20 protein-coding genes are annotated in these 23,850 nt (G+C 73.9%); 13 read left to right on the top strand and 7 right to left on the bottom strand.

Annotation, left to right across the window (positions count from 1 at the left end; genetic code table 11):
* Positions 1–15: 15 nt before the first annotated feature.
* The 3 genes from HKK73_RS13890 to HKK73_RS13880 all read left to right on the top strand — a co-directional run bounded on the left by HKK73_RS13890 (position 16) and on the right by HKK73_RS13880 (position 5,594).
* A complete protein-coding gene (locus HKK73_RS13890) occupies positions 16–345 on the top strand; it encodes a WhiB family transcriptional regulator (protein WP_021482334.1) in 330 nt (109 codons plus the stop codon).
* 132 nt (positions 346–477) lie between these two features.
* Positions 478–3,843, top strand: a complete 3,366-nt coding sequence (locus HKK73_RS13885; RefSeq protein WP_171468220.1) for a glycosyltransferase — start codon at positions 478–480, stop codon at positions 3,841–3,843.
* A gap of 5 nt (positions 3,844–3,848) precedes the next feature.
* Positions 3,849–5,594 carry a DUF5719 family protein gene (locus HKK73_RS13880; protein ID WP_171468219.1) on the top strand — a complete coding sequence of 582 codons (1,746 nt, stop codon included), beginning with the start codon at positions 3,849–3,851 and terminating at the stop codon, positions 5,592–5,594.
* Between the two features lie 7 nt (positions 5,595–5,601).
* On the opposite strand, the gene HKK73_RS13875 is transcribed toward HKK73_RS13880, so the two are convergent.
* Positions 5,602–6,180 (bottom strand): metallopeptidase family protein, encoded by a 579-nt coding sequence (locus HKK73_RS13875; RefSeq protein WP_336244565.1) that lies wholly within the window; start codon positions 6,178–6,180, stop codon positions 5,602–5,604.
* A gap of 145 nt (positions 6,181–6,325) precedes the next feature.
* On the opposite strand from HKK73_RS13875, the gene HKK73_RS13870 reads away from it, so the two are divergent.
* From HKK73_RS13870 to HKK73_RS13855, 4 genes are all read left to right on the top strand, one after another.
* Positions 6,326–6,679, top strand: a complete 354-nt coding sequence (locus HKK73_RS13870; RefSeq protein WP_009863301.1) for a DUF3499 domain-containing protein — start codon at positions 6,326–6,328, stop codon at positions 6,677–6,679.
* Positions 6,680–6,721: 42 nt separating this feature from the next.
* Positions 6,722–8,179 (top strand): phosphomannomutase/phosphoglucomutase, encoded by a 1,458-nt coding sequence (locus HKK73_RS13865; protein WP_114553098.1) that lies wholly within the window; start codon positions 6,722–6,724, stop codon positions 8,177–8,179.
* Positions 8,176–8,364 carry a Trm112 family protein gene (locus HKK73_RS13860; RefSeq protein ID WP_171468218.1) on the top strand — a complete coding sequence of 63 codons (189 nt, stop codon included), beginning with the start codon at positions 8,176–8,178 and terminating at the stop codon, positions 8,362–8,364. The genes HKK73_RS13865 and HKK73_RS13860 overlap by 4 nt, the downstream gene beginning before the upstream one ends.
* A gap of 88 nt (positions 8,365–8,452) precedes the next feature.
* Entirely contained in the window at positions 8,453–9,151 is a 699-nt protein-coding gene (locus tag HKK73_RS13855; protein ID WP_256380354.1) for an NTP transferase domain-containing protein, read from the top strand.
* A gap of 67 nt (positions 9,152–9,218) precedes the next feature.
* Here HKK73_RS13855 and HKK73_RS13850 read toward each other — a convergent pair whose 3' ends face one another.
* Genes HKK73_RS13850 through HKK73_RS13840 form a run of 3 tightly spaced genes read right to left on the bottom strand, consistent with a single transcriptional unit; the run spans position 9,219 to position 11,996 of the window.
* A complete protein-coding gene (locus HKK73_RS13850; RefSeq protein ID WP_144680948.1) occupies positions 9,219–10,148 on the bottom strand; it encodes a glycosyltransferase family 2 protein in 930 nt (309 codons plus the stop codon).
* Between the two features lie 37 nt (positions 10,149–10,185).
* A complete protein-coding gene (locus tag HKK73_RS13845; RefSeq protein ID WP_144680949.1) occupies positions 10,186–10,410 on the bottom strand; it encodes a DUF6752 domain-containing protein in 225 nt (74 codons plus the stop codon).
* The gene (locus HKK73_RS13840; RefSeq protein ID WP_171468217.1) at positions 10,407–11,996 is read right to left on the bottom strand and encodes a bifunctional 2-polyprenyl-6-hydroxyphenol methylase/3-demethylubiquinol 3-O-methyltransferase UbiG; all 1,590 of its coding nucleotides are present in this window, start codon (positions 11,994–11,996) and stop codon (positions 10,407–10,409) included. Before HKK73_RS13840 ends, HKK73_RS13845 begins: the two co-directional genes overlap by 4 nt.
* A 260-nt stretch (positions 11,997–12,256) precedes the next feature.
* On the opposite strand from HKK73_RS13840, the gene HKK73_RS13835 reads away from it, so the two are divergent.
* The 3 genes from HKK73_RS13835 to HKK73_RS13825 all read left to right on the top strand — a co-directional run bounded on the left by HKK73_RS13835 (position 12,257) and on the right by HKK73_RS13825 (position 15,756).
* On the top strand, positions 12,257–14,110 hold the full coding sequence (locus tag HKK73_RS13835) for a glycosyltransferase (protein ID WP_171468216.1): 1,854 nt from the start codon (positions 12,257–12,259) through the stop codon (positions 14,108–14,110).
* 78 nt (positions 14,111–14,188) lie between these two features.
* Positions 14,189–15,007, top strand: coding sequence for an ABC transporter permease (locus HKK73_RS13830; RefSeq protein WP_253705648.1), 819 nt, complete (start codon positions 14,189–14,191; stop codon positions 15,005–15,007).
* Positions 15,007–15,756, top strand: coding sequence for an ABC transporter ATP-binding protein (locus HKK73_RS13825; protein ID WP_171468215.1), 750 nt, complete (start codon positions 15,007–15,009; stop codon positions 15,754–15,756). The genes HKK73_RS13830 and HKK73_RS13825 overlap by 1 nt, the downstream gene beginning before the upstream one ends.
* Before the next feature lie 393 nt (positions 15,757–16,149).
* Here HKK73_RS13825 and HKK73_RS13820 read toward each other — a convergent pair whose 3' ends face one another.
* The 3 genes from HKK73_RS13820 to HKK73_RS13810 form a co-directional block, all read right to left on the bottom strand.
* Positions 16,150–17,085, bottom strand: coding sequence for a glycine betaine ABC transporter substrate-binding protein (locus tag HKK73_RS13820; protein WP_034651706.1), 936 nt, complete (start codon positions 17,083–17,085; stop codon positions 16,150–16,152).
* A 98-nt stretch (positions 17,086–17,183) separates the two neighbouring features.
* Positions 17,184–18,053, bottom strand: coding sequence for a proline/glycine betaine ABC transporter permease (locus HKK73_RS13815; RefSeq protein ID WP_171468214.1), 870 nt, complete (start codon positions 18,051–18,053; stop codon positions 17,184–17,186).
* On the bottom strand, positions 18,050–19,411 hold the full coding sequence (locus HKK73_RS13810) for a glycine betaine/L-proline ABC transporter ATP-binding protein (protein ID WP_081600084.1): 1,362 nt from the start codon (positions 19,409–19,411) through the stop codon (positions 18,050–18,052). The genes HKK73_RS13815 and HKK73_RS13810 overlap by 4 nt, the downstream gene beginning before the upstream one ends.
* Positions 19,412–19,996: 585 nt before the next feature.
* Here HKK73_RS13810 and ahcY point away from each other — a divergent pair.
* The 3 genes from ahcY to HKK73_RS13795 all read left to right on the top strand — a co-directional run bounded on the left by ahcY (position 19,997) and on the right by HKK73_RS13795 (position 23,817).
* On the top strand, positions 19,997–21,550 hold the full coding sequence (gene ahcY, locus HKK73_RS13805; RefSeq protein ID WP_370512506.1) for an adenosylhomocysteinase: 1,554 nt from the start codon (positions 19,997–19,999) through the stop codon (positions 21,548–21,550).
* 40 nt (positions 21,551–21,590) lie between these two features.
* Positions 21,591–22,199 (top strand): hypothetical protein, encoded by a 609-nt coding sequence (locus HKK73_RS13800; protein WP_034651704.1) that lies wholly within the window; start codon positions 21,591–21,593, stop codon positions 22,197–22,199.
* 82 nt (positions 22,200–22,281) lie between these two features.
* Positions 22,282–23,817 carry a sensor domain-containing protein gene (locus HKK73_RS13795; RefSeq protein WP_171468213.1) on the top strand — a complete coding sequence of 512 codons (1,536 nt, stop codon included), beginning with the start codon at positions 22,282–22,284 and terminating at the stop codon, positions 23,815–23,817.
* Positions 23,818–23,850 lie beyond the last annotated feature (33 nt).

Here is a 23,850-nt window from a genome sequence, read left to right as displayed (position 1 = left end):
ATGAAGGGGCGAGCAATGTGGAACATGCTGGACGGGACGGGCGGGGTCTTCCCCTCCGACGCTGAGCGAGAGGTGGAGCGCGTGGCACCGGTGCTGCCGCTCTTCGGTGAGCCGGTCGACGACTCGCTCATGGGGTGGCAGGAGCGCGCGCTGTGCGCCCAGACGGACCCGGAGGCCTTCTTCCCGGAGAAGGGCGGGTCCACGCGCGAGGCGAAGAAGGTCTGCACGGGCTGCGAGGTCCGGGCCGAGTGCCTGGAGTACGCGCTCGAGCACGACGAGCGCTTCGGCATCTGGGGCGGGCTCTCCGAGCGGGAGCGCCGCAAGCTCAAGCGCCGCGTCGTCTGACGACCGGGCCTCGGCCCGGAGGGCTCGTCGGCGTCGCCGACGGGTGCCGTCGTGACGGGTGGCCGACACCCGCCACACCGGGGCGCGCAAATGCCGCGCCTGGAGCCGTGTCCGTCGCATGATCGACGGGACATGACTTCCTCCGACCTCACCACGTCCGCGCGCAGCGCCCGTCCCGGCGACGTCACGCCGGGGGCCGCCGCGCGCGCCGCCGCCGTGCCGGGCGTCGTCGCGGCACCCGGGATCGTCGCCGCCGTGACGGGCGCGCTGCCCGTCGTGACCACGGTCACGGCGGTCGTCGTGACGCGCGGCCGCACCCCGTTCCTCGCCCACACGCTGGCGGCGCTGCGCGCCCAGACGACGAGCCCGCACGAGGTCGTCGTCGTCGACGCCGCGACCGGCGACGCGAGCAGCGAGCACCAGGGCCTCCAGCTCGGGGACGCGCGCTTCGTCGCGGCGCCGCGCGCCCGCTCGTTCGGCGACGCGGTCGACACGGCCCTCGCGAACGTCGAGCCGGGCACGTGGCTCTGGCTCCTGCACGACGACTCGGCCCCTGCGCCCGACGCGCTCGCCGAGCTGCTGCGCGCCGTCGAGCACTCGAGCGCGGTCGCGGTGGCCGGCCCCAAGCAGGAGCGCTGGGTGCCCGGCACCGACGCGCAGCCCGCGGCGCCGTTCGAGCCGGGCACGGTCAGCCGCCTCGTCGAGGTGGGTGTGACCACGACGCCGCTCGGCCGCCGCCTGACCGGCATCGACGAGGACGAGGTCGACCAGGGGCAGCACGACGCGCGCGAGGACGTGCTCGCCGTCGGGCTCGCCGGGGCGCTCGTGCGGCGGTCGGTGTGGCAGGAGCTCGGCGGGACCGACCCCGAGCTCGGCCCGTTCGGCGACGGCCTGGACCTGTGCCGGCGGGCGCGCCTCGCGGGTCACCGGGTCGTCGTCGTGCCGTCGGCCGTGGTGCGGCACGCGCAGGCCTCCCTGCTCGCCCTGCGCGAGCGTCGGCGCGGGACGACGGCGCTCCCCGCCCCGGACCCCGACGCGTCGTCGGCGGCGCGCCGGCACTCCCAGCTCCACGCGCGGCTCGTCGGCGTCGCGGCACCGTGGCTCCCGTTCGTCGCGCTCGCCATGGTCGTCGGCGCACCCTTCCACGCCGCGTTCCGGCTGCTCGTCAAGCAGCCGGGGCAGGCCCGGGACGAGCTGCTCGCGCCGCTGTGGGCGCTCGTGCGGGTCGGGCCCGTCGTGCGGGCGCGCCGCGTGGCGCGCCGGACCCGGACGCTCCCGCGCCGAGCGCTGCGCCCGCTGCGCGGGACGTGGCGGGAGGTGCTCGTCGAGCGGCGCGACCGCCGCCTCGCGCGTGCCGAGCAGCGGCGCACCGCGTGGGCGCCGACCGACATCGAGCGGCGCGAGCTGCGCGCCCTCGCGGTGCGGCGTCGGGCCGGGCTCGCCGGGGCCGCCGTCGTGCTGGCGGGGTTCACCGCCGTCGTGTTCGGGCCGCTGGCAGGGGCTCTGCTCGCGGGCGGACGGCTCGTCGGCGGGTCGCTGCTGCCGGCCACGGGGACGCTCGGGGACGTGTGGCGCGCGGCGACGACGGGCTGGGTCACCACGGGGCTCGGCGCGCCCGCGCCGGCGGACCCGTTCGTGTCCGCGCTGGTCCCGGCGTCCCTGCTCGCCGGCGGCGCCACGCAGACCGCCGTGAACCTGCTCGTCCCCGCGTGCTTCCTCGCGGCCGGCCTGGGCGCGTGGTTCGCCGCGGGCGCGGTCACGCGCTCCGTGCCGCTCCGGGCCTGGGCGACGCTCGTCTGGGTCGCCGCTCCCGCGCTCCTCACCGCCGTGGGAGCCGGCCGGGTCGGCGCGGTCCTCGTGCACGCGACGCTCCCGTGGCTCGCGCTCGCGGTCGTCCGCGCGCTCGGGCTCCAGCGGCTCGACGTCGTCGCGCCCCCGACGAAGGACGTCGTCCGCCGGGCTGCGCGCCGCGAGCCCGGGTCGCTCGCGGCTGCCGCCACCGCGGGCCTGCTGTTCGCGGTCGCCGTCGCCGGGGCGCCCGTGCTTCTGCCCGTCGGGGTGGTCGTGCTCGTCGTCGTGGCGCTCGGGGTCCGGGCGCACCGCCGCTACCTCGCTCTCGTCCCCGTGCCGGCCCTCGTGCTCTTCGCCCCGTTCCTCGTGCACGTGGCCCGCACCGCGGGCGACGGCGGGTGGCGGCTGCTGCTCGCCGACCCGGGCGCGCCGGTCGCGGCGACGCCCGCCGCGCCGTGGCAGCAGCTCCTGGGGCTGCCGACCGCGCCCGAGGCGTGGTTCGGGCTCGACGGGAGCGGCGCAGGCGAGCTCCTCGCGCGCTGGGCTCCGTTCGCCGCCGGCGCGGTCGTGGTCCTGCTCGCCGTGCTCGCCGTGCTGCGCGGCCGCCGTCTGGCCGTGGGCGCGTGGTTCGTCGCGGCGCTCGGGCTGGCCGCCGCCGTCCTCGCCGGGTCGACCGTCGTGGCCGCCGGGGCGTCGCCCGACGCCCCGGTCACGGGGTGGCCCGGCGCCGGGCTGTCGCTCGCGCTGCTCGCCCTGCTCGGCGCTGCGCTCCTCGGTGTCCCGCGATGGCCCGGTGCCGGCGCCCCGGGCTGGCGGGCAGGCGCCGTCGTCGCGCTCGCCCTGGTCGTCACCCTGCTGCCCCTGGGGACCGCCGCGTCGTGGACCGTGGGCGTGCTCGACCGCGACGACGCCCGGGTCGGCTCGGTCGTGGCCACGACCGAGCCGGTGGTGCCGCCGGTCGGCCGCCAGATGCAGTCCTCGCCGCGCCAGGCGCGCGTGCTCACCCTGGAGCACGGTCCGGGTGGCGTCGTCGAGTACGCGGCGCTGCGCTCGGACGGTCCGCAGGCGGTCGACTCGTCGGTCGTCGTGCACGCGTGGCAGGCGGCCGACCCCGCGGTGACCGAGGGCGAGCTGCCCCGGCTCGTCGCGGAGCTCGTCTCCGGGACCTCGGCGGACGTCGCCGACGGCCTGGGCCGTCTGGGCGTCGGGGCCGTGCTCCTGCCCGCGTCCGCGCCGGAGGACCAGGCGCGGGCCGAGCTCGTCGCCCGGCTCGACATGGTGCCGGGGCTCGAGCGCATGACGGAGGGCCGCTCGGCGCTGCTCTGGCGCGTCGTGCCCGAGGGAGGCGAGCCGTCGTGGGCGCGCGTCGAGTCCGGCGCGGGCGTCGAGCCGCTGGCCGCGGACCGCGACGCGCTGCGCCCGGTCGTCACGACCGTGCCCGAGGGGGCTGAGGACCGGCAGGTCGTCCTCGCGGAGGACGCGTCGTCCGGGTGGCGCGCGACGCTCGACGGCCGCCCGCTGGAGGCGGTCGACCCGGCGACGACCGGCGGGCTGCAGGCCTTCGCCCTCGGGACCGACGCCGGGCGGCTCGAGGTGTACCACGCCGCGGACCACCGGTCCGGCTGGATGGCGGCGGCGGGCGTGACCCTGGTCGTGTACGTGCTGCTCGCGGTGCCGGTCCGGCGCCGTCGCGCGGGAACGAGGTAGGAACGGTGTCGACGACGAACGGGACGAGCCCCGACGAGGCTCGGGAGACGGACGCGCGCCCTGGCCGCGCCCGGGCGGTGGTGCGCCGTGTCACGACGACGGGCGCCGGGCTGGTCGGCGTCCTGGCGGTGGGCGCGGTCGTCGTGCTCGGGAGCACGGGCGCGGCGCTCCTGCCCGCGGCCCCGGCCCCGGCGGACGCGGTCGAGGAGGTCACGGTCGAGCCCGCCCAGGAGGTCTCGGTCTGCCCGGGCCCGGCGCGGCTCACCGACCCCGAGACGGTCGGTGACGCGCAGTTCGGTCCCGCCCCGGTCGGTACGTCCAGCAGGCTGCGGGCCGTCGTCGAGGGCGACGGGACCGCTGGGCTCGGCGTGCTCGACGGCGGCGACCCCGAGGAGCAGGAGCTCGCGCCCGGGCCGGGCGCCGAGGTCACCGTGGGCGACGTCGAGGACCCGGAGCACGGCAGCGTCCTGACGGTGCGCCCCGCCCAGGACGCGTCCCCCCGCGTGGCCGCGTCCGTCGGCTCCGTGACGACGGAGGGAGACCTGCGCGGTCTCGCCGCGGCGAGCTGCTCGCGGCCGGGCATCAGCCAGTGGCTCGTCGGCGGGAGCACCGAGATCGGGAGCAGCTCGCAGCTCGTGCTCCAGAACCCCGGTCTCACGCCCGCCGTCGTCCAGGTCCAGGTCTGGGGACAGGGGGGCGAGGTCGTGCTCTCCGGCGGCGGCCAGCAGCTCGTCGGGCCGGGGCAGGAGGTCGTGACGCTGGTCGAGGCCGCGGCCCCCGAGCAGCGCCGCCTCGTCGTTCACGTCGCCGCGTCGGGCGGCCTGGTGTCGGCCTACCTGCAGCACTCGACGCTCGACGGGCTCGTGCCGCTCGGCGTCGACCACGTGGTCCCGGGCGCGGAGCCGACGACGGACCTTGCGCTGGCGGGCGTCACGAGCGTCGGGGAGGCGGTCGACGACCCGCACGCGCCGCAGCTGCGCCTGCTCGCCCCGGGCGAGGAGGCCGGGACCGCGCGCGTCACGGTCTACGGCGAGGACGGCGCCGTGCCCCTGCGCGGGGCCGAGGAGGTCGCGCTCACGCCCGGCGTCGTCACGGACGTGTCGCTCGGCGGCCTGCCCGCGGGCGCGTACGCCGTCTCCGTGCACGCCGACGTCCCCGTCGTCGGCGGTGCGTCCGTCGACCGCCGCGGCGAGCCGGACCCCGACCTGCTCCACGAGGAGCGGCAGTACGACCGCGCCTGGGTCGCGGCGCGACCGCTGCCGCCCGTGGCGGACGCGGCGAGCGCCGACGAGAGCGCCGGGCCCGCCGACGACGCGTCGCCCGCCGGTCAGGTGGCGCTCGTCCCGGGCACGTCCTCCGCGCTGACGCTCGCCGCCGTGCCTGCGGCGCGTGCCGACGAGGACGAGCCGACGGGCTCGCTCGAGCTCCTCGTGCGCGTCTACGACGAGAGCGGCGCGGAGGCGGGCACGACGACCCTGACCCTCCGCGCGGGCACGACGCAGACGCTCGACCCGGCGACGGTGCCGGCGGAGGGGTCCGAGGCCGTCCCCGCGGCGGTGACGGTCGACGTCGTCGGGGAGGACGACGGCCTGCTCCCCGTCTGGTCGCTCACGGCGAGCGCGGGCACGCCGAGCGGCGACGAGGGCGACGGCGCGCCGAGCCTCGTGTCGGTGCTCCTGCCGGTCACGGAGGCGCCCGCCGCGCACGAGGTCGCGGTCCGCGCGTCGGACACGGCCGGGCTCGGACGCTAGGCGACGGTCAGCGGTCGCCCGTGTAGCGCGGGTCGATCTCCTCGGGGGTGCGCGCCAGCAGGTGCGCGACCTGCTCGACGAGCACGTCGCGGACGAGGTCCTCGAGGTCCTCGGCGTCGAACGCGCGCGCCTCGACGGGCCGGCGGTAGACCACGATGCGGGCAGGCTGGCCCGACTCGGCGGGGAAGCACCGGCCGAGCGGCACGCCGCCGTCCTCCCACGGCGCCGGGTCCGACGGCGGCACGTCCTCCACCGCGAACTCCGTCCCGCGCAGCTGCTTCGCCCACGAGCGCTGCACGCGCTCCACGACGTCGAGCACGACGTCGTCGAACTTCTCCGCGCGCGTGCGGCTCGCGGGCGCGGTCGGCGGCAGGAGAGGACCCCGGATGCCGCGTCCCCGGCGGTCGCGCCGTCGGGGCACCGGGCCGTGGCCGCCCGGCCCGGGGGCGCGCGGCGGGATGACGAGCTCGTCGAACGAGACCGGGGGAGGGGTGACGGCGCTGCGACGCGACCAGCGGTCGCGGGCCCGGCGCCCGGCGCCGGCCGGGTCGGGGCGCGAGCCGGGGGACGATGAGTTGCCACGCACACCCCGACTCTAGTCGGCCGCCGCCCGACGCACCGGGGCTCGTCGGGCTCCGGTACGAACCCGGCCGCGACCAGCCACGGCCCGGAGCGGGGGCGGACGGCGTGTGCCGTCTCCAGGACCCCTCCGGAAGGCGTAAGGTCAGGCCGTGAGATCCGTCAGGCAGTGCTCGCGCACGGCGTGCGTCCGTGCCGCCGTCGCGACCCTCACCTACGTCTACGCCGACTCCACGGCGGTCCTGGGCCCGCTCGCGCACCTCGCCGAGCCGCACAGCTACGACCTGTGCGCCGAGCACGCGGAGCGGCTCACCGCGCCGCGCGGCTGGGAGGTCGTGCGCCTGTCGCCGCAGTTCGTCGAGACCGGACCCAGCGACGACGACCTCTCCGCGCTCGCCGACGCCGTCCGCGAGGCGGGCAAGGTCCGCACCGAGCCGGAGCCGCCGGACGTCACCGAGGTCGGGCGGCGTGGGCACCTCCGGGTCCTGCGCGCCGAGGCCGACTGAGCCGTCACGCCCGGGCCGCCGCGCGTCGGTAGGGTGGGCCGCGTGAGCACCGACCTCTCCCCCCTCATCAAGGCCTACGACGTCCGCGGCACCGTCCCGGACCAGCTCAACCCGGAGGTGGCGCGGGCGGTCGGCGCGGCGTTCGCGCAGGCCGTGGTGCTGCCGGAGGCCCCGGCCGGCACGCGGGCCAGCGCCGTGCTGGGGCACGACATGCGCGACTCGGGCCCGGAGCTCGTCGACGCGTTCGCCGCGGGGCTCACGGCCGCGGGGGTGGACGTGACGCGCATCGGGCTGTGCTCGACGGACGGTCTGTACCACGCGTCCGGGGTGCTGGGCGTCCCCGGGGCCATGTTCACCGCGAGCCACAACCCCGCCGTCTACAACGGCATCAAGCTGTGCCGCGCGGGCGCGCGACCGGTCGGCCAGGACACGGGCCTGATCGACGTACGGACCCTCGCGGAGGGGTACCTGGACGACGGTCTCCCGCCCGCCGCCGAGGAGCCCGGCACCGTCACGGACCGCGACATGCTCGCGGAGTACGCGGCGTTCCTGCGCGGCCTCGTCGACCTGTCGGGCATCCGTCCGCTCAAGGTCGTCGTCGACGCGGGCAACGGGATGGGTGGGCACACCGTCCCCGCCGTGCTGGGCACGGGCGCGGGCCTGCCCGCCCTGCCGCTCGACGTCGTCCCGCTCTATTTCGAGCTCGACGGCACGTTCCCGAACCACGAGGCGAACCCGCTGGACCCGAAGAACCTCGTGGACCTGCAGGCGGCCGTGGTGGAGCACGGGGCGGACCTCGGGCTCGCGTTCGACGGCGACGCCGACCGCTGCTTCGTCGTGGACGAGCGCGGCGAGCCGGTCTCCCCGTCCGCCGTCACGGCGCTGGTCGGCCTGCGGGAGGTCGCGAAGGAGCTCGAGGCCGGGCGCACCCCCACGGTGATCCACAACCTCATCACCTCGCGCGCCGTCCCCGACTTCCTCGGGGCGGCCGGCGCGCGCACGGTCCGCACGCGGGTGGGCCACTCGTTCATCAAGGCGCAGATGGCGGAGCACGACGCCGTGTTCGGGGGCGAGCACAGCGCCCACTACTACTTCCGCGACTTCTTCTTCGCGGACACCGGGATGCTGGCGGCGATGCACGTCCTGGCCGCGCTCGGGTCGCAGCCGCACGCGCTGTCCGACCTCGCGGAGATGTACGAGCCCTACGTCGCCTCGGGGGAGATCAACTCGACCGTGGCGGACGTCCCGGCGGCGCGTGCGCGCGTCGTCGAGGCGTACGTGACCCAGCAGGGGGCCGGCCCGGTCGAGGTCGACGAGCTCGACGGCCTGACGGTCTCCCACTGGGGCTCCCACCCGCAGTGGTGGTTCAACCTGCGGGCGTCCAACACGGAGCCGCTCCTGCGGCTCAACGTCGAGGCCGCTGACGAGGACATCATGGAGAAGGTGCGCGACGACGTCCTGTCGCTCGTGCGCACGGACGACGACGAGGAGCGAGCATGAGCCTGCAGATCGACCCCTGGGTGCGCGAGGCGCTGCGGTGCCCGGTGACGGGCGCCCGCCTCGTGGACGGGACGAGCCCCTCCGGCGAGCCGGAGCTGCACTCGACCGAGCCGGGGCGTCCGCTCGCGTACCCCGTGCGCGACGGCATCCCGGTGCTGCTCGAGGACGACGCGCGCGAGCTGTGACACGCCCGGAACCCGGCGTCGCAGTCGGTAGAGTCGGTCCGGTGCTCCGCTCGTCGGCGAGCCGGAGCGAGAGACGAGAGGACACACCGTGAGCAACGCGCCCCAGGTCGTCATCCTGGCCGCAGGGATGGGGACCCGCCTCGGGCGGCCGTTCCCGAAGCCGCTGACCGAGCTGAAGGACGGGCGCACGATCCTTGCCCAGCAGCTGGGCAACGTGCGGCAGGCGTTCGGCCCGGACGTGCAGGTGCTCGTCGTCGTGGGGTTCAAGCTCGAGCAGATCCTCGAGGCTGCCCCCGACGTGACGTTCGCCTACAACGAGATCTACGACCAGACGAACACGTCCAAGAGCCTGCTCAAGGCCCTGCGCGCGACCGGGGACCGCGGGGTCCTGTGGATGAACGGGGACGTCGTGTTCGACCCGCGCGTGCTCGAGCGGCTCAAGCCGCTGATCGAGTCCGGGCGCTCGTTCGTCAGCGTCAACACCGCGGCCGTGGGCGAGGAAGAGGTCAAGTACACCGTCGACGCCGAGGGGCGGATCGACGCGCTGTCCAAGACGGTCGAGGACGCGCTCGGCGAGGCGGTCGGCATCAACTTCGTGGCGCCGGCGGACAAGGCCGCGCTCGTCGCCCGGCTCGACGAGGTCGGCGACCAGGACTACTTCGAGCGCGGCATCGAGGTCGCGATCGAGAAGGACGGGCTCCAGGTCGTGCCGGTCGACGTCTCCGACCTGTACGCCGTCGAGGTGGACTTCGCCGAGGACCTCGAGCGGGCGAACGAGTTCCTCTGAGGGTTCGTCCTCCGCGAGCACGACGGGCCGGTCTCCCCGAGGAGACCGGCCCGTCGTCGTCCCGGGGTCAGCGCGCTGCGGGCGCCTTCGCCGCCGGACGCGGGAAGCGCGGCTGCGGGTTGAAGCGGATGCCCTCGAGGAGTTGCCGCACCATCTGGAGCTGGAGACGGCGGGAGACGCCGCCCTGCCGCATCTTGCCGACCACGTTCTTGACGTAGGTGATCCACGAGAGCTTGCCCTCGTAGTGCCAGCGGTACGAGGACTGGTTGCGGGCGCCGTACTTGAACTTCCAGACGTTCTGGGCCGTGATCTGGCCGTAGTTGACGCCCTTGTTGTCGCCCATGTCGTGCACGACGTAGCTGTCCAGGACCTGGATGCCGGGACGCGTGCGGCCCGAGAGCCGCTTCGTGTACTCCTTGTCGTCGTACCAGATGAAGTACTCGGCGAGCGGCAGGCCGTGCTCCTCGACCGTCCAGCGGGGGAGCAGCACCGAGACGAACGTGCACTCGCGCACCTTGACCGAGCTCAAGCCCTGGACGAGGTAGCGGGGCCAGTCCCAGGTGGTGACGGCCTCGTTCATCTCGCACAGCTGCCCGTCGACGAACTTGACCACCGAGCACGCGAACGGCACGCGGTCGTGCACGTGCTCCTCGACGGCGCGGTGCTCGTCGAGCAGGCGCTCCAGCGCGTCGGGCTCGGGGTAGCAGTCGTCGTCCATGATCCAGGAGAAGTCCGCACCGAGCTCGTACGCCCGCTCGAGGCCGGCGGCGAAGCCTCCCGCACCTCCGACGTTCTTGGGCAGGGACAGGACGTGGACGTCCTCGTCGTCCGCGATGGAGCGCAGGTAGTCGCCCGTGCCGTCGGTGGAGTCGTTGTCGACGAGCACGATCGTCTGCGGGGGCACGCTCGAGGCGCGGATCGCGGCGATGCCCTTCTTGAGCTTCTCGAGGCGGTTGTAGGTCACGACGACTGCCGCGACGTACGGGGTCTGGGTCACTGGAGGCTCGCTGTTCGTCGAGGGGTCGGTGGTCGTCTCAGCTCGACATCGGCCGGCCGGCGAGGCGCGACTCGACGATGTCGGTCAGCTCCGCGATGCGGACGTTGTCGCGGCGGCACTCGTCGATCTCGGCCCGCAGCTCGCGGACCTCGTCGCGCAGGCGCGCCAGCTCTTCGAGGACGTCTGCGTTGCGGGGCGTGCGGATCCTCTGCATGACGGAGGGGGCGAGCTTGTCGCCCAGCCGGATGATCTGCTGCTTCATGATGTCGTCCTCGTCTCGGGTGCGTCGTCTTTCACGGAGGCCAGGACCGGGCGACGGACGGCGTCGCGCGGGTCGCCGGTCAGCGTCCGCGGCGCCTCCAGCCGCAGACCCAGCGGCCCGATCTCCTCGGAGACCTCCTCGAGCGACAGGTGCCAGGTCGTCGGGTCGCGGAACGAGACGTCGGGCGCGTGCTCGGTGTCGACGAGCACGAGCACCTCGCCGCCGGCGCGCACGAACTGCCGGACCACGCGCCACGCCGTCGCGCGGCCGTGATGGCCCAGGCGCTCGAGCACGTGGTTGGCGAGGAGGTGCACGGGACGCTCCTCCTGCGCGAGGAGCGCGATGAGGTCCGCGGTCTCGCGGGTGTCGATGAGGTTGCGGCGGAGCCACGTGATGCGTTCGCCGAGCGCGTCGTCGGTGAGCCCGCGAGCGCGCACGAGGGCGCTCTCCGCGTAGTCGACGCCGACCACGCGGCGTCCGTGGGCCGCCAGGTGCCGGGCCACGACGCCCGTCCCGCACCCCAGGTCGACCACCAGGTCTCCGGGCGCGGTGCGTTCCAGCATCGCGTCGGCGCCCCGCAGGTCCGTCTCCCGGTCGCTCGTCGGGTCGTACAGGTACCGCTCCTCCCAGAAGTCCCGCTGGAAGTTGTAGGAGCCGAACCAGTTGCGGAACCGCCGCGCCGTGGCGCGGGGCGTGCGCAGCTTGTAGCCCGGGAGCGGGGTGCGCCAGTTCTCGTCGTAGTTGACGACCAGCCAGTCCTCCGGCACGGCGGGTGCCGGGTACGTCCTGCCCTCGAGCGTCACGGTCGAGAACGGCACCATCGACTCCCGCCGCATCGGTCCGCGCACGTGGAACGGCTGGTTGATCTGGCCGTCCGGGGTGAAGAACGCGGTGAAGATGTCGACGTAGCCGTCGACCAGACCGTCCTCGCGGCGGAACGTGATCTGCAGGTGCGCGTTGCTGTGCCGGACGATCTCGTACCCGCGCGCCGTCAGCTCGTGGGCGATCCGGGCGTTCTCGACGGCCAGGTCGGCAGGGTGCTGGAGGTCGGAGAGGTACGCCAGGTCGGCGTCGTCGTCGTGCGGCAGGATCCGCCCCGAGCGGACCGCGCCGAGCAGCGTGCCACCCACGACGAAGGGCTTGTGCCCGAGGTCGGTCAACAGGTCGACCAGCGCGTCGGTGCGGTCGAGCAGACGTTCCTGGAGGCCTTCGTCGGCACCGTCGAAGGTCTTGCCGAGCCGCCCCCACTTGTTGAGCGCGACGTGGCGGCCGAGGGCGTCGACGACCGCGACCGGCTCGTCGCTCCGTCCGAAGCGGACGTCCGTCGACCACAGGTGCCGCCCCGAGCTCGAGTCGACGACCTCGACGCGCGCCGTCCCCTCCAGGAACGGACGGAGCGGCAGGGGCCACGCGTGCTCGCGCGCGTCACGCGCCGAGGTGTCCGAGACGAGGTCGATCGACCACGCACGGTTGCCGTTCAGACGGATGTCGACGGAGGCGACCTCGGCAGGGACGCGTGCCGGGAAACGGATGCGCTCCTGGCTGACCAGGAGCCCGCGCGGGTCGACGCGGGTTCGACGGGACATACGTGCCTCTCGGCTCGGTGACGGGGTCCGCGGAACGGGTGGGCCCGCGCGCGGCCTGCCCGAGTTTACGTCAGACGACCTGCGAGGGAAGCCCGGCGACGCGTTCGTGAACGCGGTCTGCACATCCTGTGAACCTCGGCCGTCGCGGCGGCCCGGAGCAGCGTTGCGGGTAACCTGTGCGATCGAGCCGGTCCGCCCTTCTCGAGGGCGGCGCTCGTCGTCGTCAGAGCTCCTTGGTCCCCATCCTGCGAGGAACCCCCGTGATCATCGTCCAGCACGTCGTCTTCCCCCTCGACCTGGACAAGCTGCCGCTCTACGTCGAGAGCCCTCGTGACGCGACGTCGTCGGTGGACGTGGTGTCGAGGAGGTCGGCCCGCCTCGTCGCGGGCAGCGACGCCTCCTTCGCGTCCTACTTCAACGCCTTCCCGCTGATGCACTGGGCCGCCAACACCTCGATGCGCGCCGTGACCGCTGTGCTCGAGCTCTCGGGGCGCGGGCAGGTGCGTCTCGTCCGGAGCGACGCCCGCGGCCGCGCGTCGCGGCTGGAGGCGGTGCGGTTCGACGGCGCGGAGCAGGTGCGTCTCACGGTGCCGACCACCGGCGCGGCCGACGGCGGGTGGTGCTGGTTCGAGATCACCGCGTCGACCGACGTCGAGCTGACCTCCGCGCACTGGGAGGTCGACGAGGACCTCGCCGCGGGATCGGTGACCGTCGCGGTGACCACCTTCAACAAGCCCGACTACTGCGTGCGCACGCTGGGGGCGATCGCCTCCGACGACGACGTGCTCGAGGTCGTGGACCAGGTCGTCGTCGTCGACCAGGGGACGCGGAAGGTCGCCGACGAGCCCGGCTTCGGCGAGGCGCGCGACGCCCTCGGCGGGCGCCTCACCATGGTGGAGCAGCCCAACCTCGGGGGGTCCGGCGGTTTCTCGCGGGGGATGATCGAGGCCTCCCGGGCGGGCTCGACGCACGTGCTGCTCCTCGACGACGACGTGGCCGTCGAGCCGGAGAGCGTCTTCCGCGCGGTCCGGTTCGCGGACGCGTGCACGCGCCCCACCATCGTCGGGGGCCACATGTTCGACATGTACCGGCCGACGAACCTGCACGCCGTGAGCGAGATCGTGCAGCAGTCGAACTTCATGTGGGGCCCCGCGGACCCGGACCACCGCCTCGTCGACTTCTCGGACGAGTCGCTGCGCACGACGCGCTGGCTGCACCGGCGCCCGCGGGCGGACTACAACGGCTGGTGGATGTGCCTCGTCCCGACGGCGGTCGTCCGCGAGATCGGCCTGTCGATGCCGTACTTCATCAAGTGGGACGACGCCGAGTACGGGCTGCGGGCCAAGGCCGCGGGGGTCCCGACGGTGTCGCTGCCCGGCGTCGCGCTCTGGCACATCACCTGGCAGGACAAGGACGACGCGATCGACTGGCAGGCCTACTTCCACGCGCGGAACAGGATCGTCTCGGGGCTCCTCCACTCGGAGCGACCGCACGGTGGCGCCCTGCTCGCGGACAGCAGCAGGCTCAACCTCAAGCACCTGCTGTCGATGCAGTACTACGCCACGTCGCTGCGCAACGCCGCCCTCCGGGACGTCCTGGAGGGGCCCGGACAGCTCCACGCGACGATGCGCACGCGCCTCGGTGAGCTGCGCGCGATGGCCCAGGAGTTCGGCGAGGCTCGCACCTACACGCCGGAGAACCCTGCCCCGCCGGCCGCGCGGCCGGAGACCGAGCCGTCGTCGCGCGAGCGCGGCCCGCGCGGCGCGGCGCTCGCCGTGTTCACGCTCCGGGCCGTCCTCCGCCAGCTCGCGCTGCCCGTCCCGGCCGAGAAGCGCCGTCGTCCCGATGCGCAGCTCGAGCGGGGTCAGGGCGTCTGGTGGGAGCTGCCGCGGCACGACAGCGTGCTCGTGCTCGCGGGCGAGGACCGGACGGGCAGCTGGTACGTGCGGGACCGCCGTGCGTTCGTGACCCTCTGGTGGGAGTCGATCCGTCTCCATCGCGAGCTGAAGCGCCGGTGGCCCGAGCTGCAGGCCGTCTACCGTGAGCGTGCCGCGTCGCTCGTCGCGCCCTCCGCCTGGAGCGCGACCATCGGGATCGACCACGGCGATGACTGAACGTGCTGCCGGGGAGCCCGGCAGGGATAAGGTGTGCGGCGGCCTCGTGCGCGGGGCGTCGAGCACGTGGAGGCACAAGTGAGTGATTCTGGCGTCGTCGCGGCCGTGAACAGGCCGATGGCGCTGTGGAGGGCCCGGTCCGTCCTGGGCCTCCTGGTCCGTCGAGACCTGAAGGTGCGGTACGCCGACTCGTTGCTCGGCTACTTCTGGTCGATCCTCGACCCGCTGCTCATGGCGGCGGTCTACTGGTTCGTCTTCACCAAGATCTTCCCCAGGTCGGTCGGTGAGGAGCCGTACATCATCTTCCTGCTCGCAGCGCTCCTGCCGTGGACGTGGTTCCAGAACTGCGTCGGCGACAGCGCGAAGTCGCTGCAGCAGGACTCCCGCCTCGTGCGCTCGACCCGCCTCCCTCGCGAGGTGTGGCCGCTGCGCGTGGTGCTGTCCAAGACGGTGGAGTTCGGCTTCTCGCTCCCGGTGCTCGCCGTGTTCCTGCTCATCTACCACCCCCACCTCAACAGCCACATCTGGTTGTTCCCGCTGGCGATCCTCATGCAGCTCGTCCTGCTCGCGGGGCTGGGGCTGCTCCTCGCACCGCTCGAGGTGCTCCTGCGAGACATCGACCCCCTGATCCGCGTCGCGATGCGTGTGCTCTTCTACGCCTCGCCCGTGCTCTACGGGATCCAGGACGTGTACGACGCGAGCATCCCCGAGGCGCTCAAGACCCTGTACCTCCTGAACCCCATGAGCGGGATCATCACGGCCTACCGCGCGGGCTTCTTCCCCGAGGCGGTGCACTGGGACGCCATCGCCATCGCCGGCGGGCTCTCGGTGTTCACGCTGGTGTTCGGGTGGTTCGTCTTCGCGCGCAGCGAGCGCGCCATGCTGAAGGAGCTGTGATGACCGCGGGCTTTGCCGAGCTGCCGGACCCGATCATCTCGGTGCGGGACGTCGGTGTGCAGTTCGACCGCGGCCGCCGGAGCGCCGGGCTGCGCCAGATGATCCTGCGCCGCGACCGCGGACCTGCCCGCGACTCGTTCTGGGCGCTCCGCAACATCTCCTTCGACGTCTCCCCGGGGGAGGCGATCGGGGTGATCGGGCGCAACGGCCAGGGCAAGTCGACGCTCCTCAAGGTGGTCACGGGTGTGCTGCTGCCGGACGAGGGCCGGGCGACCGTGCGCGCGGACGTCTCGCCGCTCATCGAGATCACCGGGGGGTTCGTCCCCGACCTCACGGGCCGGGAGAACATCTACCTGGCGGCCGGGCTGCACGGGATGTCGCGCAAGGAGATCGACGCGCGCTTCGACGAGATCGTGGACTTCGCGGAGATCCACAAGTTCCTCGACTCGCCGTACCGGCACTACTCCTCGGGCATGCAGGTCCGGCTCGCCTTCTCCGTCGTCTCCCAGCTCGACGGGCCGATCCTCCTCGTGGACGAGGTCCTGGCCGTCGGTGACAAGGCCTTCCGTGACAAGTGCTACAAGCGGATCGACGAGCTCCTCAGCGCCGGTCGGACCCTGTTCCTCGTCTCGCACAACAACGACGACCTGAGGCGCTTCTGCGAGCGGGGCCTGTACCTGCGCGGCGGCGAGCTCCAGGCCGACGGCCCGCTGGACGACGTCCTGGCGCAGTACGTCAAGGAGCGCTGACAGCCGTCGGCCGCGGGACGGCGCGCGCCGCCCCGCGGCCGTCAGTCGTCCAGCCCGGCCTGCGCGGCGATCTCGGGGCGAGCCCGTGCGAACCGGTTGTCGAGCTGATCGCTGCCGGCGCACGTCGTCGTTTCCGCCTGTCGACCTCCATCGGGCCGCCGAGGACGACGGCGTGGACCCCGACTTGAGCCACGCGCGCCCACGAGGATCCGAGTTCCGGCCTGCTGGGGTGTGCCCGGACCCGGGGAGGCGCGGTGCGGTGAGGCGTGGCGAGGTCCGCGCGCGCGGAGGTCGCCCGTGGTGGAGGTCACCGCACGATGGTCACCGCACGATGATAGAGAAGCGGCGCCCGGCTCCTGTCGGAGCAGGGCGCCGCCCGGGAGGGCAGGGGCGTCAGACGCCCGCGGCCTCCTTGAGGTCGTCGACGAACGTCGGGTTCTCCTCGAGCCACGCCTCGACGGCGGCCTGCTCGTCGGCGTACTCGTCGGAGTTGAACATCATGTTCTCGAGCGAGAACAGCTGCTCGTCGTCGAGGGAGAACGCGCCGAGCATCTTCGTCAGCGTCGGGTAGCGCTCCTCGAAGTCGGACGAGCCCCACATGTGGATCTTCTCCGCCTCGCCGAGCGCGCCCTCGGGGTCCTCGAGGTCGCGGACGGGGAACTCGTCGTAGGCCCAGTGCGGGCGCCACAGCGTGACCGCGATGTTCTCGCCGCTGTCGGTCGCGCCCTTGAGCTCGGCGAGCATCGCGGGGGTGGAGGAGATGGAGTAGTCCATGTCCTCGAGGCCGTAGGTGGGGATGACCTGGTCCTGGGTGATCTCGGTCAGGCCGGCGCCCGCCTCGATGCCGACGAGCTTGTTGCCGTACTCGTCGGACATGGCCGCGAGGTCCTCGAGGGACTGCGCGGGGGAGTCCTCGTTCACCGCGATGGTGAGCTTGGCGTCGTCGTACCAGTAGCCGAGGTCGGTGATCTCGCCGCCGTACTTCTTCTCGTACGACGCGTGCGTGTAGGGCAGCCAGACGTCGAGCGTGAGGTCGAAGTCCCCGCCGACGAGGCCGGTGTAGACGACGCCGACGTCGGCGGTCTGCGTCGACACGTCGTAGCCCTCGTCCTCGAGGATGGTGGTCCACAGGTGGGAGACGGCGATGCCCTCGTCCCAGCCGGACGGGATGCCGATGGAGACCGACGTCTCGTCCTCGCCGGTGGAGGAGGCGCCGTCGCCGGAGCCGCCCGAGCCGGAGTCGGACGCGCAGCCGGTGAGCGCGAGGCCGAGGACGGCGGTCGCGGCGACGGCGGCGGTGCGGGTGGTGCGCTTGCGTGCGGGGGTCATGCGTTCCTTCCGTGGGCCGGGGGGCCCGGTCGGGGTGCCCGACGGCGGGTGCGTGGGGCGGGGTCCCGGCGTGCGGCCGGGGACGGTGGGTGGCGCGGTCAGATGCGCGCCGCGGCGAGGGCGCGCGCCACGGGGGCGCGGTCGCCGAGCGCGGAGGTCACGCGGTCGAGGAACATCGCGAGGATGACGACGGCGAGGCCTGCCTCGAACCCGAGCGCCACGTCGACGCGCTGGAGCGCCGCGACGACGTCCTCGCCCAGGCCGCCGGCGCCGACCATGCCGGCGATGACGACCATGGAGAGCGAGAGCATGATGACCTGGTTGACGCCCGCCATGATCGTCGGCAGGGCGAGCGGGAGCTGGATCTGGCGCAGGATGCGGCCGGGGGTCGAACCGAACGCCTGGCCGGCCTCGACCACCTCCTTGTCGACCTGCCGGATGCCCAGCTCGGTGAACCGGACGCCGGGGGCCATGGCGAAGACGATCGTCGCGATGATCCCGGGCACGGGCCCGGTGAGGAAGATGACGACGGTCGGGATGAGGTAGACGAACGCCGGCATGGTCTGCATGAAGTCGAGCACGGGCCGCACGACGGCGGAGACGCGGTCGTTGCGCGCGGCCCAGATGCCGAGCGGGATCGCGATGGCGATCGCGAGGACGGCGGACAGCAGGACGAGCGCGAGGGTGTCCATCGCGTTGTCCCACTGGTTCACGCCCGCGATGAGGACGAAGCCGACGAGCGTGCCGACCGCGAGCCGCCAGCCCTTGACGACGAACGCCAGCGCGGCAAGGGCGATCGCGACGACCCAGAACGGCGGGCCGGAGAGCACGGCGTCGAGCCCGTCGTAGACGCCCACGAGGACGTCCTTGATGAACCGGAAGAGCGGGCGGAACGTGGTGGTGACCCAGCCGACGAAGGCGTCGACCCACTCGCCGAGCGGGATGCGGGGGACGAGGGTGTCGTTCACGCGGCACCGCCTTCCGTCGGGGCGGCCGCGAGCGGGGCGGAGCCCTCCGCCGGCGCGTCCTGGACGACGGGCGTCTGCCCGAGGTCGATCTCGCCGGTCTTCGGCTGGTCGCCGGGGACCATGGCCTCGAGGAGCGTGACGCGGGGGACGACGCCGACGAGGCGGCCCTGCTCGTCCGTGACCGCGACGGGCAGCGGCGACTCCGCGGCGGGGGCGAAGACCTCCGCGAGCGGGGTGTCGGGGGAGACGGGCGCGACGCCCTGGCGCACGAGGCCGTCGAGGCTGTCCTGGCCCTTCTTCAGGGCGGCGACCGCGTCCTCGTCGCGCACGACGCCCTGGAGGCGGCGCTGGCGGTCGACGACGTACGCTGCCGAGACCTGCGCCTCGCGCATCGTGCGGCTCGCCTGGCGGGGACCGCCGGAGAGCGGGACGACGACGGCGGGGCGCACCATGACGGACGACGCCGTGAGGACGCGCGTGCGGTCCACGTCGGCGACGAACTGGGCGACGTAGTCGTTCGCGGGGTCGGACAGGATCTGCTCGGCGGTGCCGATCTGCACGATCCGGCCGTCGCGCATGACGGCGATCCGGTCCCCGAGGTGCATCGCCTCGTTGAGGTCGTGCGTGATGAAGACGATCGTCTTGCCGAGCGTCTGCTGGAGCTCGAGGAGCTGCTCCTGCATCTCGCGCCGGATGAGCGGGTCGAGCGCGGAGAACGCCTCGTCCATGAGCAGGACGTCGGTGTCGGCGGCGAGCGCGCGGGCGAGCCCGACGCGCTGGCGCATGCCGCCGGAGAGCTGCGAGGGCAGGGAGTCCTCCCAGCCGCCGAGCCCGACGAGGCCGAGCGCGGTGCGGGCCTTCTCGCGGCGCTCCGCCTTGCCGACGCCCTGGATCTCCAGGGGGTAGGCGGCGTTGTCGAGCACGGTGCGGTGGGGCAGGAGCGCGAAGTGCTGGAAGACCATCGACACGTGCTTGCGGCGCAGCGCGCGCATCTGCTTGGCGTCGGCCTGGGCGAGGTCGGTGCCGCCGAGCAGCACGTGCCCGGACGTCGGCTTCCACAGCCCGTTGAGCATGCGGATGAGCGTCGACTTGCCGGAGCCCGAGAGGCCCATGACGACGAAGATCTCGCCCTGCTTCACGTCGAACGACGCGTCGATGACCGCGGCGGTGCCGAGCGGCTTGACGTCGTCGCGGCTCGCGCCCTGCTCGAGGCGGCGGATCGCCTCGACGGGGCGGCGCCCGAAGACCTTGTAGACGTCGCGGACCGAGAGCGCGGTCGCGCGCTCGTCGGTGCCGACGGTCGCGGCGCCGGCGTGCGCGGCCGGGTCGGTCGGCACGGGTGTGCTGAGAGCTGTCATGCGGTGGGTGTCGCCACCTTCCGGTCGTGGACCAGCGTCACGCCCCTCCGGAGCACCCGGGTGCGGGCGCTCGACGAGAGGGCACGGCAGGAGGCCCCGGGTGCGAGGACGTCCTCCCTGGGGTGGCGCGTCCGGCCGGTTGCCCCCGCAGGGGCCGGCGCACACAGGGCCTCACGCTGATCCGATGTCAATCGGTTCGCGCCCACCCTGCCTGATTCGAGGTTCAACTTCTACCCAGGACCCCCGCACCGGGGGCGATTCCAGGACGATTCTTGACCGAGCATCGTTGGAATGGCGCGGATGACGGCGGAACCGGGATCGTTATCCCTTCGTGATCTTGAGATGGTCAAGCGTTCGTGTTACGCGCGCGCCCGGGCGCGCGCGCCGGACGAACGGTGGTGCTGCGGGCCCGGGCGGTCCGCGCCCCGGCCGGACGGCGTCGTCCTCGGTAGGCTGGTGCCGGGCGGGCCGCGGTCCCGTCCCGCGCGGACGGGAGCCCCCAGCGCAGCAACCGACCAGTCATCGGCAGCCACCGCCGAGCCGGCACCACCGGCTCCGCCGGCACCGAGAACGCACAGGAGAACCATGTCCACCACAGCGCAGGCCCCGACCTCCGGCGCCACCCCCGGCTTCGACGAGATCCCCGGCCGGTACAAGGTCCGCGACCTGTCCCTGGCCGAGGCGGGCCGCCACCAGCTCCGCCTCGCCGAGCACGAGATGCCCGGCCTCATGGCGCTGCGCGCCGAGTACGGGGAGTCGCAGCCGCTCGCGGGCGCCCGCATCGCCGGCTCCCTGCACATGACCGTGCAGACGGCCGTCCTCATCGAGACGCTCGTCGCGCTCGGCGCGCAGGTGCGCTGGGCGAGCTGCAACATCTTCTCGACGCAGGACGAGGCGGCGGCCGCCGTCGTCGTCGGGCCGCACGGGACGCCCGAGGACCCGCAGGGCGTCCCGGTGTTCGCGTGGAAGGGCGAGAGCCTCGAGGAGTACTGGGACTGCACCGAGCAGATCCTCGTGTGGCCGGGGGACGAGTCGCCCAACCTCATCCTCGACGACGGCGGCGACGCCACGATGCTCGTCCACCTGGGCCTGCAGTACGAGCGCGCGGGCGTCGTCCCGCCGGACACGCTCCCGGGCGAGCCCGACCACACCCACGAGATGAACGTCGTGCGCGGGGTGCTGCGCCGCGCGCTCGAGGCCGACCCGCTGCGCTGGACGACGATCGCGCAGGAGATCCAGGGCGTCACCGAGGAGACGACGACGGGCGTGCACCGCCTCTACCAGCTCGCCGAGTCGGGCGAGCTGCTCTTCCCGGCGATCAACGTCAACGACTCGGTCACCAAGTCGAAGTTCGACAACAAGTACGGCATCCGCCACTCGCTGCCCGACGGCATCAACCGCGCGACCGACGTCCTCATGGGCGGCAAGGTCGCGTTCGTCGCGGGCTACGGCGACGTCGGCAAGGGCGCGGCCGAGGCGTTCCGCGGCCAGGGCGCGCGCGTCATCGTGTCCGAGGTCGACCCGATCTGCGCGCTCCAGGCCGCGATGGACGGCTACCAGGTCGCCCGGATCGAGGACGTGCTCGGCGAGGCCGACTTCTTCATCACGACCACGGGCAACAAGGACGTCATCCGCGCCGAGCACCTCGTCGCGATGAAGGACAAGGCCGTCGTCGGCAACATCGGCCACTTCGACAACGAGATCGACATGGCCGGCCTCGCCGAGGTGCCCGGGGTGTCGCGCACCGAGATCAAGCCCCAGGTCCACGAGTGGACGTTCGCGGAGCCGGGCCCCGACGGCCAGCCCGCGGGCCGCTCGGTCGTCGTGCTCTCCGAGGGCCGCCTGCTCAACCTCGGGAACGCCACGGGCCACCCGTCGTTCGTCATGAGCAACTCGTTCTCGAACCAGGTGATCGGCCAGATCGAGCTCTACGAGGACGCGACGGCCGCCGCGCGCGAGGGGCGCGAGCGCGCCTACGCACGCCAGGTCTACCGTCTGCCCAAGGTGCTCGACGAGAAGGTCGCGCGCCTGCACCTCGACGCGCTCGGCGTCCGGCTCACCGAGCTCTCGCCGTCCCAGGCGGACTACCTGGGCGTCCCCGTCGAGGGGCCGTACAAGCCGGAGCACTACCGCTACTGAGCACTGCCCCGAGTCGTCCGGCACGCGCTGAGGAGGTCGCATGGACCCGTCGTCCGACGAGCGCACGCCGGTCGTGCCCTCGCCCCCCGCGGGCGAGGGCACGACGGGGCCGGCCGACGAGGTGCGCGACGAGCCGCCGCCCGGCCGGGTGCGGCCGCTGTGGCACCGCGTGGGCGACCGCTGGGAGCGCGAGCCCCCGCACGACCTCCTGTACGGCGCGATCGTCGCGGGGTTCGTCATGGCGGTCTCCAGCGTGCACGCGCCGACGGGCGACCGCGTCGTGCTCGCGACGACCCTCGTGGCGGTGGGCTACTGGCTCGCGCACTGCTACGTGGACGCGGTGAGCGGACGCTTCCACGACACCGGGCACTCGCTGTGGGGCCGCACGGTCGTCGCGCTGAGGTCCAACGTCGGGGTGCTCCTCGGCGCGCTCCCCGGGATCGTCGTGTACCTCGTGGCGCTCGCGGCCGGGCTCGACGCCGAGGGCGCCGCCCTCGTCGCGGTGTGGTTCACCGTCGTCCTGCTCGGCGTGGTGGGGTTCCTCGCCGCGTACCGCGCGGGGGCGCGCGGAGGCCTGCTGGTGGGGGAGACGCTGCTCGCCGCGGCGTTCGGCGGCGTGGTCATCGCGGTCAAGTACCTGCTGCACTGACGGCAGGCACGGGGGTTGTCCCCACCCGGGTGCGGCGGACGCCACCCTGTCGTCGCCGCGCGCGCGCGCCCAGACTGGCACCATGACTGCCGTGACCCCTGACCAGCCGAGCGTCGTGCCCGCGGGCGATCCCTCGCCGGGCGTGCCCGACGCGGTCGTGCCGACGCCGCACCCCTCCGCGGTGCCGTCGTCGCCCGCCGCGCCGTCGGACCCCTCGGCGTCCGCCGTGGCCGCCGCGCCCGGGGTCCCGGGCGCGTTCGCGGGCTCGCAGCCCGACCCGCGGTACGTGGACCACCGCGAGCGGGTCGGCTTCGCGCGCGCGCCGTTCGCGGGGCGCACGTGGCGCGAGTACGGGTACCTCTCGCTCGCGCTCCTGCTGGCGCCCTTCGCGTTCTCCTACGGGCTGTTCTCCGTGGTCTTCCTCGTTGCGATGATCGTGCCCGTCCTGGGCCTCGTCGTCGCGGGGTGGGTCGTGGTCGGCGGGCGCGGCTGGGGCTCGATGTACCGGTCGCTCGCGCGGTCCCTGCTCGGGGTCGACGTCGCCGCCCCCGCCCCGTACACGCGCCGCCGCGGCTTCTGGAGCACGCTGTGGAGCGGGATCGGCGACGGCACGGGGTGGCGGGCCGTGCTGTTCCTCCTCGTGACGTTCCCGCTCGCCATCCTGTCCTTCGTCGTGAGCACGGTGCTCCTCGCCGTCGGGCTGGGCGGCATGACGCACTGGATCTGGTCGCGCTGGCTCCCGCTGCAGCAGGCCGCCGACGGGACGTGGCACCGTGGGGCACAGATCGGCGTCGACTGGTACGTCGACACCCCGGCGCGCCAGCTCGGCCTCGTGCTCGTGGGGGCGCTCTTCCTCTGGGTGTGGCCGCAGGTCACGCGCGCGTTCGCGCACCTCTTCCGCGTGCTCACCGTGGCGCTGCTCGGCCCCACGCTGTCCAGCCTGCGCGTCGCCGACCTCGAGGAGTCGCGCGGCCGCACGGTCGAGGACGCCGACGCGAAGCTGCGCCGCATCGAGCGGGACCTGCACGACGGCACCCAGGCGCGCCTCGTCGCCGTCGCGATGCAGCTCGGCGAGGCCAAGGAGCAGCTCGCGGCGGGCGGCGACGCGGGCGACGCGCTCGAGCTCGTCGACCTCGCGCACTCGTCGACCAAGGAGGCGCTGGTCGAGCTGCGCGAGCTCGCGCGCGGCATCCACCCGCCGGCGCTCGACAACGGTCTCGTGGTCGCGCTCGAGACCCTCGCGGCGCGCTCGCCGCTGCCGGTGACGGTCGACGTCGACCCGGCCGTCGAGGCGTCCGGCCGGCTCGCCCCCGCGGTCGAGTCGATCGCGTACTTCTGCGTCGCCGAGCTCGTGACGAACGCGGTCAAGCACGCGCGCGCGTCGGGCGTGTACGTGCTCGTGGAGCGCCAGGGCGGCGGCCGGGCGGCCCGCCTGCGCCTGCGGGTGCGCGACGACGGCCAGGGCGGCGCGCGCGTCGTGCAGCCGGGCTCCGACGGTCACCGCTCGGGGCTCGCGGGCCTCGCGGAGCGCGTGCGCTCCGTGGACGGCTCGCTCGAGCTCACGAGCCCCGTCGGCGGGCCCACGGTGGTCACGGTCCTCCTGCCCGTCCGGGTCTGACGTGCTGCGCGCGAACGGGACGGTCCTGCCCGG

The organism is Cellulosimicrobium sp. 72-3 (assembly GCF_013127315.1).
GTDB classification, from domain to species: domain Bacteria; phylum Actinomycetota; class Actinomycetes; order Actinomycetales; family Cellulomonadaceae; genus Cellulosimicrobium; species Cellulosimicrobium funkei.
Note: the sequence above shows the minus strand (reverse complement) of the source record. Positions and strands in the feature narration are given on the sequence as shown.